13 protein-coding genes are annotated in these 15065 nt (G+C 45.5%); 3 read left to right on the top strand and 10 right to left on the bottom strand.

The features are described from left to right. Window positions 1–176: 176 nt before the first annotated feature. The 8 genes from menC to NCCP2331_RS00805 all read right to left on the bottom strand — a co-directional run bounded on the left by menC (window position 177) and on the right by NCCP2331_RS00805 (window position 9036). Window positions 177–1289 (bottom strand): o-succinylbenzoate synthase, encoded by a 1113-nt coding sequence (gene menC, locus NCCP2331_RS00840; protein ID WP_251667855.1) that lies wholly within the window; start codon window positions 1287–1289, stop codon window positions 177–179. Beyond that, entirely contained in the window at window positions 1279–2100 is an 822-nt protein-coding gene (locus NCCP2331_RS00835) for a GNAT family N-acetyltransferase (RefSeq protein WP_153721622.1), read from the bottom strand. Before NCCP2331_RS00835 ends, menC begins: the two co-directional genes overlap by 11 nt. Further along, window positions 2097–3245, bottom strand: a complete 1149-nt coding sequence (locus NCCP2331_RS00830; protein WP_251667852.1) for an amidohydrolase — start codon at window positions 3243–3245, stop codon at window positions 2097–2099. The genes NCCP2331_RS00835 and NCCP2331_RS00830 overlap by 4 nt, the downstream gene beginning before the upstream one ends. Before the next feature lie 14 nt (window positions 3246–3259). Further along, window positions 3260–4108, bottom strand: coding sequence for a MurR/RpiR family transcriptional regulator (locus NCCP2331_RS00825; RefSeq protein WP_251667850.1), 849 nt, complete (start codon window positions 4106–4108; stop codon window positions 3260–3262). Between the two features lie 227 nt (window positions 4109–4335). Continuing rightward, a complete protein-coding gene (locus NCCP2331_RS00820) occupies window positions 4336–5442 on the bottom strand; it encodes a mandelate racemase/muconate lactonizing enzyme family protein (RefSeq protein WP_228551036.1) in 1107 nt (368 codons plus the stop codon). Then, a complete protein-coding gene (locus NCCP2331_RS00815; RefSeq protein WP_251667848.1) occupies window positions 5439–6605 on the bottom strand; it encodes a M20 metallopeptidase family protein in 1167 nt (388 codons plus the stop codon). The genes NCCP2331_RS00820 and NCCP2331_RS00815 overlap by 4 nt, the downstream gene beginning before the upstream one ends. A 20-nt stretch (window positions 6606–6625) precedes the next feature. Beyond that, window positions 6626–8029 carry a YfcC family protein gene (locus NCCP2331_RS00810; RefSeq protein ID WP_376776787.1) on the bottom strand — a complete coding sequence of 468 codons (1404 nt, stop codon included), beginning with the start codon at window positions 8027–8029 and terminating at the stop codon, window positions 6626–6628. A 119-nt stretch (window positions 8030–8148) separates the two neighbouring features. After that, window positions 8149–9036, bottom strand: coding sequence for a LysR family transcriptional regulator (locus NCCP2331_RS00805; protein WP_153721627.1), 888 nt, complete (start codon window positions 9034–9036; stop codon window positions 8149–8151). A 462-nt stretch (window positions 9037–9498) separates the two neighbouring features. Between NCCP2331_RS00805 and NCCP2331_RS00800 the strand changes: the two genes are divergently transcribed. The 3 genes from NCCP2331_RS00800 (at window position 9499) to NCCP2331_RS00790 (ending at window position 13274) form a co-directional block, all read left to right on the top strand. Then, window positions 9499–10974, top strand: a complete 1476-nt coding sequence (locus NCCP2331_RS00800) for a BCCT family transporter (protein ID WP_153721628.1) — start codon at window positions 9499–9501, stop codon at window positions 10972–10974. A gap of 158 nt (window positions 10975–11132) precedes the next feature. Then, window positions 11133–11594: a RidA family protein gene (locus NCCP2331_RS00795; protein ID WP_153721629.1), complete on the top strand. Its 462-nt coding sequence runs from the start codon at window positions 11133–11135 to the stop codon at window positions 11592–11594. A 123-nt stretch (window positions 11595–11717) separates the two neighbouring features. Beyond that, complete coding sequence (locus tag NCCP2331_RS00790) at window positions 11718–13274, top strand: ABC-F family ATP-binding cassette domain-containing protein (protein WP_153721630.1); 1557 nt, start codon at window positions 11718–11720, stop codon at window positions 13272–13274. A gap of 89 nt (window positions 13275–13363) precedes the next feature. On the opposite strand, the gene NCCP2331_RS00785 is transcribed toward NCCP2331_RS00790, so the two are convergent. Both NCCP2331_RS00785 and NCCP2331_RS00780 read right to left on the bottom strand, forming a co-directional pair. Then, entirely contained in the window at window positions 13364–14050 is a 687-nt protein-coding gene (locus tag NCCP2331_RS00785; protein WP_251667845.1) for a DUF4956 domain-containing protein, read from the bottom strand. Beyond that, a complete protein-coding gene (locus tag NCCP2331_RS00780) occupies window positions 14019–14828 on the bottom strand; it encodes a polyphosphate polymerase domain-containing protein (RefSeq protein WP_251667844.1) in 810 nt (269 codons plus the stop codon). Before NCCP2331_RS00780 ends, NCCP2331_RS00785 begins: the two co-directional genes overlap by 32 nt. Between the last annotated feature and the right edge of the window lie 237 nt (window positions 14829–15065).

Here is a 15065-nt window from a genome sequence, read left to right as displayed (position 1 = left end):
AGACTATTATCAATTATCAATTCGACAATGTCAACTATATTCTATAGAATATATAAAAATAAAAACTGTTCCTTATTTCAAGGAACAGTTTAACTTATACTAATTTTAATATTTTCTCAGCACCAAAGTGGTTTTAAGGCGACAATGCACTCTTCTTGTTATGATATTAAATATCTTCAACCCCGGTGAAACACCCGGCTGTGCACCATGCATTCCTCCACCTTATCCCAATTCAAGTCGAATCCGATGCCTGGCGTCTCTGGTACATCAATCAGACCATCATGCATCGTGACTTCCGGCAAGATAATATCTTCATCCCAATAATGGGCGGAAGGGGCCGTGTCGCCAGGCAGCGTAAAGCCCGGCAGGCTCGTGATGGCGATATTGTGTGCGCGTCCGACACCTGCTTCAAGCATACCGCCGCACCAGAGCGGAATTTTGTGCTCTGCACAAATATCGTGGATCTTTTTCGATTCCGTCAAACCGCCGACGCGCCCGATTTTTAAGTTAATGATCTTTGTACTGCCAAGTTCAATTGATTTTCTGGCGTCTTCTGCAGAATGAATGCTTTCGTCCAGACAGATCGGTGTTTCGATTTTTGCCTGCAGCTGTGCATGATCAATGATATCTCCGTGGGCAAGAGGCTGTTCAATCATCGATAGATTAAACTCGTCAAATCTTCGCAAGTGATCGATATCATTCAATGTATACGCGCAGTTCGCGTCAGCCATCAGCTGGATATTTGGATATTCGCTGCGGATTGCCTGCAAAATATCCAAATCTCTTCCCGGCATGACTTTGACTTTGATCCGTCGGAAACCCTGTGCCAGATAACCTTCCAGTTTTTGCAGTAACTTGGCTTCTGTCTCCTGAATGCCGACACTGACGCCGACTTCAATTTGTTTTTTCGTTCCGCCCAGTGCTGCAGCCAGCGAAAGATTCTGTTCTTTTGCGTATAAATCCCATACGGCTCCTTCAAGCGCCGCTTTTGCATTATAATTCCCTCTAAAGTGCTCAAAAACTTTTGAAACGTCATCAGGATGCTGAATATCTGATTTTAACAACAGCGGAACCAAGTAATCCTCGAGCATATGCCAGTTGGTCTTCACTGTTTCTTCATGGAACATCGGTGCGATGGACGCGACTGATTCACCGTATCCCGACTGCCCGCCCGCTGATTTTACTTCCACCAAAATAAAATCTTTATCCTGTTCTACTCCCACGCTCGTTTTAAAAGGATGCAGCATTCTCATCTTCATATATCGTAAAATAACTGTTTTAATTTCCATGTGAAATTCCCCGTTTCTCTAAAATATAGACATATCCTTCTTGAACCCCGGGGTGCTTAACTAGATCCGTCACGATCCACCCGTTTTCCAAATAATCCTCAAAGATTTCTCTGGTCTTTTCCCGCCAAATCATTGCTTCGTTAAAATCATGCTGTTTAAGTTCCTGGAAGTTTGCCGGAACCGGAACACCTACTAGCTGATCACCTTTCCGCCAGTGTGATTTCTCCGCAATTAAGAAACCATGACTGCAGCGTGTGTCGATCAGTAAGGGAATGGTATGTAAATCGGGAGAACTCGTCCTGGATGACTGTTCTTGAATCATCCATTCCACTGTGAAACGATCAGTCGGAATGCCGCCGTTTATCCCGCCGGTCATGTCGCCATAGGCATTTTCCGTATATGAAATAACTCTTGCCCGCAGTTTATGAAGATTTAAATTTGCATTGACTGTCTCCAGCGGATCGTACGTCCAAATAATACGGCTGTAGCCCAGTTTCAGCGCCGCCTGTTTTTGCTCGAGCTTTAATTGTTCGCCTATGCCTAATTTCCGGTAGTCAGAATGAATGCCCAGATTGTGAGAATACAGATACACATTTTGCCCGTCGAATCCCGGGAAGCTGTATTGGAAGCCAATCAACCGGTCTTCATCAAAAGCGCCGACAATCAGTCCGCCATTCTTCAGTGAAGCTGTCATATGACTGATCGGCACGGTATCATTTTCTCCCCAGATACCCGCTTCGAGTGCATGAACTTTGTGTAACTCGTCTATTGTTTCAATCAGGCGGATGGATATATTTATTACGTTTTTCACTGTTTATCTGCCTCCATTTCGCGATCTGCCCGTATGATCATCTCAGTCAAAATTTTTGTGCCGTAAATCAGAGCGTCAGTGTTGAAAGACATCTGCGGATGATGAAGCCCGGGCTTCAGGTCGCAGCCCAATCCTATCATTGTGGCCGCAATATGAGGTGTCTTCCATGTATAGAAATGAAAATCCTCAGCGCCTTGCGAGATGCACGGTCCTGCAGTATTTTCTTCTCCTAAAACAGAGCGGATTGCCTGCCGTGCAATACGGACTGCGGCCGCATTTTCGATGGCGGCAGGAGAGTAGCCCGCTGTTTCATAATCAATCTTTGTTTCCGTCAAAGCGGCTGTGCTTTTCAATAGATGAACTGCTTTTTCAAGCAGTGCCTCCATCGTTTCATTTGCTTCCGCACGGATGTCCAGTGTAAAACGAGCAGATGCCGGAACCGAGTTGCTCGTTTCCCCGCTGTGCAACTCCGTCATCTTAATAGAAAACTTCTTTCCGCCGGTCAGCCGGATTCGTTGCAGCGACTGTATCAGCATACTGGCCGCTTCAATCGGATTATTGCCTTCTTCCGGACGCGCAGCGTGGGCAGGTGTTCCTGTGATGACCCCTTTTATAGTAGAGGAGGAACCGTGAAGAATGACAGGGGCTGCCTGTCCAAACGGAACTTCTGTGTGAGGCCGGACATGAACTCCGCCCAGAAAAAGCACATCGTTCAATGCACCTTCCTCCATCATTTGCAGCGCACCTTCTGCAAGTTCTTCCGCAGGCTGAAAAATAAAGCGTATGGTATGGCTGAGCTGCATATCACTGTTTTTCAATGCTAAAGCGGTGTACAGCGCCATTGTGCTGTGCCCGTCGTGCCCGCATGAATGATTGGCTATTATTTCGCCGTTTACTTCCTGTACGAGCGCGTCCATATCGGCACGCAGCGCAATGACGCCTTCTTTCTCCCCGGGAATCTCCGCGATGAATCCATGATGTCCTGCAAAAGAGGTTACTTGAAGACCCGCCGATGAAAGTTTTTCCTGCAAATAACGGGACGTCCGCTGTTCCTCCCAGCTGGGCTCCGCCAGTTCATGAAGTTCTCGGTAGGTCTGCAGAATCTGTTCTTTGCAGTCTGTAATGAATTGAATAGGTTTATCCAATGAAGTAGCCTCCTTTATTCTGAAAATAACTGCTGCTCTGTGTATAAGTGTTCGAGTTGCTGCTGCCGTTTGGCTATACCCTCTGAATTATATATACGTATGCCGGCAAGCAGTGTATCGAGAAAGCTTATAATGGAAGCCATAGAATGGGTATCGGCGGCTTCATTATCCGAATTGCTGAATATCATATCTGCCAGCCGGCCAATTGGAGATAGGGTCCGGTCGGTGATACCGATCAGTTTAGCTCCTTGTCCTTTTACCATAGTTGCCGCTTGTAAAGTATCATTTCGATAGCGGGGAAAGGAAAAAATTACGGCAGTCGAGTTCACACCCAAATCGCAAACGTCCTCGGTCATAAAACCGGCGGGACTGGCAAGCACCACGTCGTTCCGCAGTTGTTTCAAGGAATAAAATAACCAATACGCTGCTGCATACGAACTGCCGAAACCGGCGATGTATACGCGATCCGATTGAATGAGCGTGTCCGCCATGGCCTGTACATCGCCTATATTCAACTGTTCCGCCGTGTGCTGCAGGATCATCTGCTCTTTTTCGAGGACCTGGTGCATGAAGTTACTGCTGTCATCCGGCTCATTCTTTGAAGAAAATCCTTCAGCGGCAGACTGCTTCGGCACAAGCCAATCATTCCGCAGTGCTTGCTGTAAATCAGAGTAACCGCTGAAACCAAGCGCGTAGGCGAGCCGAATGACTGTTGTTTCACTGACGCCGGCTTGCTTTCCGATTTGAAAAGCGGTTGACAGTGCTGCATTTTGCGGATGTTCAATATAAAAGGCAGCTACTTTTTGCTGGCCGGGAGATAAGGAAGAATAGTGCATTTTAATAGTTTCGTGCAAGGTTGTCATAAAGTCACCTGCCAATGAATGAAGTTTATCCTTCATTCATTTAAACATAGTGAATGTAAAACTTCAAATCATTCAATAAAAAAACCGGCAAGAGAATCCACTTAATCTCTTAGCCGGCCTTTTGAAAGGTGCCTGTGCGCCAAACTATCGTGTTAATTCGAACATTCATGTTTGTTCAAACAAACATAAATGTTTCGGTCTATCTATTTAATATAATAGGCACCCGTTTACTGAACCGTGCAAGAGAACTTTGTAATCTCCTGCACATAATTTTCATCAACTGTAATGCCCAATCCCGGAAGGCCGCTGAAATGAAGTATATCGTTGTCAAATATAGTCACTGCCACATCTTTTGTGAAATTCAGCGGTCCGACCATTTCATTAGACTTGATATTAGACTGCGCTTTTACCAGGTGGGCACCTGCCATCGTGCCGATAGCAGATTCCACCATAGAACCGAGCTGGCAAGGCATGCCGGCCGCTGCCGCCATACTGGTTACGGCCAGTGCCGGATAAATTCCACCGGCTTTCATCAGCTTGATATTGACGAGATCGGCCGCCCGAAGCTCAATAACTTGTAATAAATCAACTGTGTTGCCGGCGCCTTCATCGACCATAATCGGAACAGGGGAGACGGCTCGGATTTCGGCCAGCGATTTCAGGTCGTGCGCAGCAACGGGCTGTTCAAACCAGTCCACCTGACAATCTGCCGTTTCACGAATGATGTGCAAGGTCTCGTGGCGGTTCCATCCTTGGTTGGCGTCCACGCGCAGCTGGACCTCTTTTCCGATTGCCTGCCGGACTTGCCGGATGCGTTCGATATCTGTAGCTGCGTCAGTGCCGACTTTGATCTTAATGCTGCGGAATCCTTCTGCGACATAGCGGCGTGCATCTTCTGCCATATCAGCAGGCGGTTTAATGCTCAGCACTTGAGGAACTGTTATTTCCTCATGAGAACTGCCGCCGAGCAATTGATAAAGCGGCAAATTTGCTGCTTTACCCATGAGGTCATAAAGGGCGATATCGAGCGCGGCCTTAGCGGAAGGCGTCCCCAAAATCTTTTTCGCAAACTGTTGATGGATCTTGTCGATGGAAAAAGGACTTTCTCCAATTAATAACGGGGCAAGTTCTTTTTCAATGACATGATAGGTGCTTTCCCACGTCTCGCCTGTCACGTTCTGATCGGGCACTGCTTCGCCCCAGCCGTCAAATCCATTGTCTGTTTCTACTCGGACGAATATGGTTGGCATGTCTTCCAGCCGCACATAAGAAATGACAAAAGGTTCTTTAAGCGGCAGGCGCGCCGCAAATATATCGATTTTTTTAATAATCATAATGATTCTTCCTTAAACTGCTGTAAGATTTCAATGAAGACTCGAATGGCATCAGGAATCATCTCTTCATCAATATTGAATTTCGGGTGATGGTGTGGATAGGCACTGGTTTCGCTCGCCATTCCGACAAATAGATAGGCGCCTGGCTTCTCTTGTAAATAGTAAGCGAAATCCTCTCCGCCCATCGTGGGCTCAATGAGTTCCACTCTGTCCTTACCAAACGTATCGGTCAGCACTTGTTCGACAAAGCGCGCCTGCACTTCGTCATTGACGAGAGGGGGAGTCCCGACGATGAACTCCACTTGCGCAGCGGCCCCGAATGCCTGGCAAATCCCTTCTGACATTCGGACCATTTGCTGTTTGATCGTCGCGACAGCTTCCGGTGTTAGCGCCCGAATTGTACCGGTCAGCTTCGCGCTATTTGGAATGACGTTTGGTGAGCTGCCAGCTTCGACTTTGCCTACCGTAATGATCGCGGCATCCAACGGGTTCAGTTTTTGACTGATAATATTTTGAAATGCCTGAATGACATGTGTGGAAATATAGATCGGATCCACGGCTTCATGAGGTGCCGAACCGTGGCCGCCCGAGCCTGTGATCGTAATCTCAAAGTCGTCGATTGAAGCCATCATTGGTCCGTGTGTAATACCGAACAGGCCTTTTTTCATCCCTTGCCACAAATGAAGACCGAACACTGCGTCGACATCTGCTAAAACGCCTTGTGCCACCAGAGCCTGTGCACCGCTTGGAGTGATTTCTTCGGCAGACTGGAATAGCAGATAAACATTCGGCTGGACGGCGTCCCGATTGGCAGCCAGCCATTCCGCTACGGCCAGCAAGACTGCGGTATGTCCGTCATGCCCGCACATATGGGAGATGCCTGGACGTGTGGAAGCGTACGGCAGGTCTCCTTCTTCTTGGATCGGAAGCGCGTCGATATCTGCCCGCAGTGCGATAGTTTTCCCGCCGCTTGTTCCTTTAACGAAGCCGACAATACTCGGCAATGCATAATCCAGAATTTCAATTTCAAGCCCTTCAAGACGTTTCCGTATCATGTCACAAGTTTCGTATTCCTCACCTGAAAGCTCAGGATATTGATGTAAATGTCTTCTGTCCTGAATCGCCTGTTCAGCCAGGGATTCAATGGTTGGTTGATTAATCATGAAAATCCTCCTTCATTTCATTAGAAAGGTCCGTATTGAATAAATTGTGCAATTAGCAGTGCGATAATCGCGATGGTGACCTGGATCAGCATAAAAGGGAAGACCCATCTTACCCACTTAGTCCAGGAAATACCGACCATTGCGAGTCCTGCCATCAAGAAACTGACGGTAGGAAAAATAAGATTCGACATTCCGTCGCCAAGCTGGAATGCGAGTACAGCAGTTTGGCGCGTTACGTCTGTCATATCAGCCAGCGGAGCCATAATTGGCATCGTCAGCGCGGCTTGCCCGCTTCCGGAAGGCACCAGGAAATTCAGGCCTAATTGGAAGATGAACATGCCGACTGCATTGAGGGCAGCGGGAAGGACATCGAGTACACCGGCTGTATAATAAAGGATTGTATCTAATAACTGCGCATCCTTAAATGTCACTAAAATGGTCTGTGCCAGTCCGATAATTAAGGCGCCGCCGATTAATTGGCCGGCTCCGTGCACAAAGCTGTCTGCAATTTCAGAAGGGCGCAGTCTGCCGGCCAGTCCCATAAACACGCCGAACATGAGAAATAACCCTGCAATCTCTGTGATGTACCAGTCTAATTTAATGACGCCGAACATGAGAATGACGAAATTCAGCAAGAATATGAGCAATACCAGTTTATGCCGTGCAGCCATTGTGCCGGATAAACCGTCAAGTTTGTCCTGCTTGCCAGCCGGGTAGTTGCCGTAAAGCCCGATTGACGGATCTTTTTGTACTTTTCCTGCATAGCGGTACACATACCAGACGGCTGCTATGTAAAGGACGATAAATAAGACAATGCGGAAGAAAATGCCCGAGAACGTAGGCAGTCCCGCCAAATCCTGCGCAATCCCGACTGTGAAGGGGTTCATGACGGCAGATGAAAATCCGACAGAAGCGCCGAGTGTGACGATCGCAAAACCGGTAATTGCATCAAATCCCAGTGCGACAGCCAGCGGGGCCAATATTCCGATATAAACAATCGTTTCATCTGACATGCCCATTAACGATCCTGCACAGGCAAAGAAGAACATCAGGACAGGGATCACTAGTTTTCCGCGATGTGCCATTTTGACCGACAGCATCGTAATGAACGCATCCAATGCCCCGGTTGCAGTCAAAATTCCAAACGAACCTCCTACAATCAGTACGAAAAAGATGATCGAAGCGCCCAGCACCATCCCTGAATGAATATTACTGAAAATATCCAAGAACCCGGCCGATTGACCGTCAACGAATGAAAACTGATCAGGCAGAAGCGTTTCTCGGCCGTCCACTACTGTGCGTTCAAATTCGCCAGCAGGTATGACATAGGTCAGACCGGCGGATATAACAATAAGACAAAACAGAAGAACAAAGACATTGATCCCGCTTTTCTCTTTTTTCGGTGTATCACTTGATGATTTCAATGTGCTCACTCTCCAATTCCTGCAAGTTTAAAACAATGAATGCATAAATATAAATTTCTGTTTATTCATTGTATAAGAAACAGAGCAGGAGCGGAAATTAGAGTTTTCAATGGTTACTATTAGAGATCCTTACAGTTAGGGAAGTCAGTGAGAGACCTCCACATGTCGATGGTCAGATCTGTGAACGTACTGACCGTGCTGAAGCCTCTCAGATTTTCAGGATAAATCAGATAGGTAGGCATAGTATGTGAAAACCGGCTCAGTACTTTCAGTTCTTTACGGTGAAGTTCATTTTCAATAATCCGGTCGCTCAGCAATGCAATGCCTGCCTGCCCCATGACCGCTTGTTTAATAGCCTCTTCGCTTCCACATTCAACGATTGTTTTTGGGATACAGTGTATTTCATCCAGACAATTTTGGATGATATCCGTTAAGCCGTAGGTAATAAAAGGATGGGAATCAAACATATTTTGCAAGGGGCTGACGGCTGTCAACAGGGGATTGGCGACCAAAATCAATTCTTCTTCATCGATTAATTGCCTTTCAATCCCGGATTGATATAAATTTCCGGCCACAAAGCCGATATCTGCTTGATTGGAACTGACGAGCTTGAGTGTCTCTTCGCTATTACAGCAAATCAGCTTTAGATTTACATCTGGATATAACTTAATATAGGGACCGATAATATGAGATAAATAGCGTCCGCAGTAAAATTCAGGAGCGGCGATGATTAAGGTGCCTGCCGGCTTCTCCAGTTTTTTCAGCTCTCTTGTCAGGCTGTCCAGCGTCCCAAATAGACTTTCTGTATGACGCTTTACTATACTGCCTGCGGGCGTCAAATACATTTTCTTGCCGACCCGGTTCAGGAGGGTATGACCGAGCTCCATCTCCAGCGACTTTATTTGCTGACTGACCGTAGGCTGACTATAGTTCAGTATCCGGGCTGCTTTGGTGAAGTTTAGATGGGCGGAAACGATGTGAAATGTTTGTAAATGCCGTAAGTCCATCAAGTTCACTTCCTTCCATTAATGAAGACTTATATAAAGTATAGTGTGTAGGGTGCCAGTGCGCAAAATAATCAATGAATGTAAAACTTCAAACGGTTGCACACCAAATAATTTCCCGAGGTTTGGGCATAATAAAAAAACCAGCAAGGGAATAATGAATCTCTAAGCCGGCCTTTTGGGAGGTGCCTGTGTGCCAAACTATTGTGTTAATTCAAACATTCATGTTTGTTCAAATAAACATGAATGTTTCGTGCACAGGCACCCCAGCATGACTTCGTTTCTTCTACTGAAATTTATTTTTTTTATTAAAATATAATCAATGAAAGAACGTTGTCACCACAGTATTTCGGCTATCCTGCATACTAATTAAATTAAAGAAAATTTATTTTTTCATTTGATTTCTTAATTAATGGAGAGTATAGTGTAAAGCTGCTCGTGTAAACTATGGCAACAGGGGGAAATATGAAGAAAATATCAAATGTTTTTTACATTACAATAGGGTTAATCATTTTAGCAGTTGGATATGGTGTTATTGATCCTGAGCATTTTGAACAAATTACGAATTCAGGTAAAGCATTCGTGGCGTCTACATTCGGCTGGTATTATATGCTGCTCATGACGGCGCTCTTATTACTCAGTATTTTCATGATTTTCAGTCCGTACGGTAAAATCCGTCTCGGAAAGGATACAGATCGTCCGCAGTTCTCTACAATTACATGGATTGCCATGCTGTTCTCTGCTGGTATGGGAATTGGTTTAGTTTTCTATGGCGCTGCAGAACCCTTGTCCCATTACGCTGTCCCGGCAACTGAAGATCCATTTACAGCTGCTGCATTTAAAGAAGCTATGCGGAAAACATTTTTACATTATGGCCTTCACATCTGGGCACTGTATGGAATGGTCGCTTTGGCTTTGGCATACTTCCAGTTTAGAAAAGGTGAACCTGGTTTAATTTCAGCAACATTGAAGCCGATTTTCGGAGCGAAAATGAAAGGTCCTTGGGGGACAGTTATTGATGTGCTTGCTGTATTTGCAACTGCTTTTGGCGTAGCCACATCCCTCGGCTTCGGTGCTGTTCAAATTAACGCAGGTCTGGATTATTTATTCGGGTTTTCGATTGGCATCAAGTCACAATTTATCATCGTGACCGTTGTGACGTTCTTATTCATTGGATCTGCTTGGTCGGGACTGAATAAAGGAATTCGTTACTTATCAAATACCAATTTACTATTGGCAGTCGCGCTTTTAGGATTAATTTTAATATTAGGGCCCACACTGCTGATCCTGAATATGTTCACTGATTCAGTAGGCGGTTATTTTACACATCTTATTGATATGAGTATGGGTACAGCCCCGTTGAACGGAGAAAATCGGGGCTGGCTCGATGGCTGGACAATATTCTACTGGGCCTGGTGGATTTCTTGGTCCCCATTCGTCAGTATGTTTATTGCGCGTATTTCAAAAGGACGGACAATCCGTGAGTTTATGGCAGGCGTTCTGCTTGTCCCTTCATTCTTTGGTTTCATCTGGTTTGCTGCATTCGGTACGACAGCAATCGATATACAGAATGCAGGGAATGTAAACTTGGCGGCACTCGATATTGAGTTAGTCATATTCGAGATGTTTAATGAGCTTCCATTAGGAACAGTGATTTCATTATTCGCGATCCTTCTGGTAACTTCCTTCTTCATCACTTCCGCAGACTCGGCAACCTACGTACTCGGTATGCAGTCGACATACGGTTCTCTGACACCGCCAAACTCGGTGAAGGTCATCTGGGGTATTATTCAATCCTCTATTGCGCTGATTTTGCTTTCAGTAGGCGGACTGGCAGCCTTGCAGAACACCATAATTATTGCGGCCCTGCCGTTTTCGTTCGTCATCGTATTTATGATGTTCGCACTGTTTAAATCACTGAACCAAGAACTTGATTCTTAATAATAAAAGGAACATGCGATATGCGTGTTCCTTTTTTCGTTATTGATCAATCTAGCAGCGCCGCGGGTATAAAATCTTTTCGTTTTTGAAATACTTTTGACCGTTTTTGTATGACATGTTACGATCGAGTCACTATTTTACTTACTGGAGGCTGTTTAATGAACATCAACGAAAAACTTGAAGAGTTGGGGATTCAACTGCCGCCGCCCTCACGTCCTATGGCGAACTACGAAATGTCGGCGCGTATCGGCAATGCGCTGTATTCTTCAGGTGCAGGCTATATGAAGGACGGGAATCCGGCAATGACAGGAAAGCTTGGCGCCGATGTTTCGATGGATCAGGGTTATCAGGCTGCACGAGGGACTGCACTGCAGTTACTGAGTAATCTGCAGGATGAACTGGGCTCGCTTGATAAAATCAAAAGTTTCGTGAAAATTCTTGGCTTTGTTAATTCGACAGATGATTTCATTCGCCAGCCGGAAGTGATCAACGGTGCATCGGACGTCATTATTGAAGTGTTTGGTGATAAAGGAAAGCATGCCCGTTCTGCAATCGGGGTGAACACTTTGCCGTTTGATATACCCGTTGAAATTGAACTGATTGTTGAATTGGAAGACTGAAGCGAAAAACCAGCCAATTGTATCAGGCTGGTTTTCTGTTTTATAAAGCAATTGAGGGCGCTGGGTGGTAAAATAAAGGAAAGCATAGGGTAGTCCTAAAATAAAAAGGAACAGGTGTACAACATGAGTTTATTAACAGTAAAAAATATCAGCCACGGTTTCGGAGACCGGGCGATTTTTGACGATGTGTCATTCCGTTTATTGGCAGGAGAACATATCGGATTAGTGGGTGCGAACGGCGAAGGAAAGTCCACTTTCATGAATATTATCACGCATAAACTTGAACCGGATGCCGGTACAGTTGAATGGTCAAAGCGTGTGCGCATCGGGTATTTGGACCAGCATGCCGTACTGAAGCAGGGGATGTCCATCCGTGATGTACTGCGCACGGCGTTCCAGTATTTATACGATATGGAAACGGAGATGAATGAGCTCTTTGCCAAGATGGGTGAAGTGGAGCCTGATGAGCTGGAAAAACTGCTGGAAGAAACAGGGCAGCTGCAGGATGCTCTGGAGCAGAACGGCTTTTACATGATCGACGCAAAAGTGGAAGAGGTGGCGAATGGACTCGGTCTCAATGAATTCGGACTGGACCGCGATGTCCATGATCTCAGCGGCGGACAGCGGACAAAAGTATTGCTGGCAAAATTGCTGCTGGAGACGCCGGATATCTTACTTCTCGATGAGCCGACGAACTATCTGGATGTCGAACATATTGAATGGCTGCGCACTTATTTACAGGAATATCCCGGCGCGTTCATTTTGATTTCGCATGATATTCCCTTTTTGAACAGTGTCATTAATTTGATCTATCATATGGAAAATCAGCAGGTTAATCGCTATCCCGGTGATTACGATGAGTTTCTGCGTGTACATGAAATGAAGCAGCAGCAAGTGGAAGCGGCCTATAAGAAACAGCAGAAGGAAATTGCGAATCTAAAAGACTTTGTCGCACGAAATAAAGCCAACGCCGCGACTAGCCGAATGGCGATGTCTCGTCAGAAGAAGCTGGATAAAATGGACGTCATTGAAATGGATTCCGAGAAACCGAAACCGCATTTTGATTTCAAGACGGCACGGACGCCGGGTAAGTACTTATTCGAATCGACAGGCCTTGTCATCGGCTATGATGAGCCGCTTTCCCAGCCGCTTGATTTAACGATGGAACGCGGACAGAAAATCGCTTTATCAGGTGCAAACGGCATCGGTAAAACGACACTGCTGAAGAGTCTGCTGGGTGAAATTCCGGCATTGCAGGGCAAAGTAGAGCGTGGAGAGCATCTGTCGATTGGCTATTTTGAACAGGAAATGAAAACTGATTCAGACCGCACCTGTCTGGAAGAAATCTGGAGTGAGTTTCCGCACTTTGCGCAGTATGAAGTGCGAGCTGCGTTAGCACGTGTTGGATTAACAACGAAGCATATTGAAAGCAAAGTGAAAGTGCTGAGCGGGGGAGAGCGCGCGAAAGTACGTCTTTGCAAACTGGTGAATCAAGAGACAAACTTGCTGGTTCTCGATGAACCGACGAATCACTTGGATTACGATGCAAAAGAAGAATTAAAACGTGCGTTGAAAGAATATAAAGGCAGTATCTTGCTTATTTCCCATGAACCGGACTTTTATGAAGGCGTGGTCTCTACAATCTGGAACGGAGAAACATGGACAACGAAAATGTTCTAATTGACAATATTCTACAATGTTCCACGTGAAACGTTAAAAAACCCAACCGGATTTTATAAAATGCCGGTTGGGTTTTAAAATACAGAGATTCAGTCCCGCATTTCCAAATAAGAAAGTGATACTTTCAAATTTGCGTTGCGAACACGGATTTCATTGAGCAGGTCCTGATCTTTTGTATCAGTTTTACTGCGGATGGCAAACGTATAGAGAATCATCGTTCCTAAGTTTGTTGTCTCCACTTGCCGAAGCTGATAGGATTCTGTCTTGTCATTCAAGATGTCATCGAATAAGTCTTCGTGGTTCAAATTCTCCGGCACGGTAACTTTTAGAATTTGTGTATCTTTGCCTTTGCCGTAGTCAACTTTGTATAGGAGATAGAAAATCAGACTTGCGAATAATGTTAAGGCAATGGCAAGCGGGAATTGAAACAGCCCTGCAGTCATCCCGACGCACAGTCCGAAGAAAATATATGAAATATCCTTGGCGTTCGTTACAGCGCTCCTGAAACGGATAAGGGAGAATACGGCGAATAAACCAAAGGCAACTCCCGCATTATCACTCACGACATTCATAACAACTGACACGACGACGCTCATCATGATAATCGTATGAACAAACGCCTGTGAATAGCGCTCGCCGGTAAATGTAATCTGGTAAACCTTCGTAATAATTAAGCTGAGAACGGCGGCAAGCGCCATCGCAGAAATACTCATCCACATGGTCGGCGCGGCACCGTCTAATCCGTTAGATGAAAACAAGTTCGTGATCTGATCCATTTTCTATTCCTCCTATAATCGGTTCTTCCAATTCTTTTGGTTCAAAACAGCCGGCATGCGGCAATATATCACTGCTCAGCAGTTCGGTACTCGTGCAAAATTTTGAAGCGCTCCGCTGCTCACATTGCAGTTCCTGTAAGATGCGTGCGAGCCAAAGCGGCACGCTGTGATCGACTTTCACTTCTAGTACGACCAGATCGGGATCTATGAAGTGGTCTCCATATGGTCCGTTTTCAATATGCAGATCTTCCTTGCGGCACCTCAAATCGAAGTCGAATGTGATGCGCAGTTCGGAATCGGTCAGGCCGTGCAGCGCGTGCCGGCTGTACGATACAACCATTTCAGGACGCAAATGATAGAACTTACGGAAGTAATCAATCTCTTTCATGACCTGTGAATTGGATGTTTCGTAGTGATCCAGCCCAGCCTGTCCGTCTTCTTCTAAATAGCGGTAGGCTTCTCCGAGCGGCAAGAGCATGCGTCGTTTATTGACAACTTTCTTATGTTTTTGCTTCACTTCAAAGAATGCCGTGCTGTTGAGATCCGCGTCATCGTATACACGCAAGCGCAGTTTCTGCCGATATTTCAGCTTGTTTTTTGTCTCGAAATAAATGCCTTTTTCCGCATTGTCGAAGTATAGGCTGGTGACGGAATATTTCCCGTCCACGCCATTTTTATCATTGCGCATTTCGGGTTCGATCCTCTCCAAAAGCTCTCTGTATTGGCGGCGTGTGATTAAGTATTTCTGCTCTTTTCTGCTGAATATTTCAATCGCCATATTGACCTGCTCCTTCCAGTTTGATTCGATAGTCTAAGTATACGAAAAGAACATGAGCAGATAGAGAGGGAAAGATTAGAATTTGATGAGAAGAAGTAAATTCATCATGAAAGTGGGAGAGAGGTATTTCATCCAAATAGGCAAGGTGGAAGATATTTTAAGTCAGTTAATGTAAACGCTTACCTTTCTGCAAATTATAATAATTAAAACATTGACATTATTCTAATTTGCTATTAT

It is taken from the genome of Sporosarcina sp. NCCP-2331 (assembly GCF_023707945.1).
In the GTDB taxonomy this organism is placed as follows: Bacteria; Bacillota; Bacilli; order Bacillales_A; family Planococcaceae; genus Sporosarcina; species Sporosarcina cascadiensis.
The sequence above is the reverse complement of the archived record's forward strand: the minus strand, read 5'-3'. Positions and strand labels throughout refer to the sequence as shown.

Excerpts from the sequence above, each read along its gene's own strand:
- NCCP2331_RS00820 (WP_228551036.1), bottom strand. The coding sequence starts at position 5,442 with ATGATTATTAAAAAAATCGATATATTTGCGGCGCGCCTGCCGCTTAAA.
- NCCP2331_RS00780 (WP_251667844.1), bottom strand. The coding sequence starts at position 14,828 with ATGGCGATTGAAATATTCAGCAGAAAAGAGCAGAAATACTTAATCACA.
- menC (WP_251667855.1), bottom strand. The coding sequence starts at position 1,289 with ATGGAAATTAAAACAGTTATTTTACGATATATGAAGATGAGAATGCTG.
- NCCP2331_RS00785 (WP_251667845.1), bottom strand. The coding sequence starts at position 14,050 with ATGGATCAGATCACGAACTTGTTTTCATCTAACGGATTAGACGGTGCC.
- NCCP2331_RS00825 (WP_251667850.1), bottom strand. The coding sequence starts at position 4,108 with ATGACAACCTTGCACGAAACTATTAAAATGCACTATTCTTCCTTATCT.
- NCCP2331_RS00815 (WP_251667848.1), bottom strand. The coding sequence starts at position 6,605 with ATGATTAATCAACCAACCATTGAATCCCTGGCTGAACAGGCGATTCAG.
- NCCP2331_RS00800 (WP_153721628.1), top strand. The coding sequence starts at position 9,499 with ATGAAGAAAATATCAAATGTTTTTTACATTACAATAGGGTTAATCATT.
- NCCP2331_RS00795 (WP_153721629.1), top strand. The coding sequence starts at position 11,133 with ATGAACATCAACGAAAAACTTGAAGAGTTGGGGATTCAACTGCCGCCG.
- NCCP2331_RS00805 (WP_153721627.1), bottom strand. The coding sequence starts at position 9,036 with ATGGACTTACGGCATTTACAAACATTTCACATCGTTTCCGCCCATCTA.
- NCCP2331_RS00790 (WP_153721630.1), top strand. The coding sequence starts at position 11,718 with ATGAGTTTATTAACAGTAAAAAATATCAGCCACGGTTTCGGAGACCGG.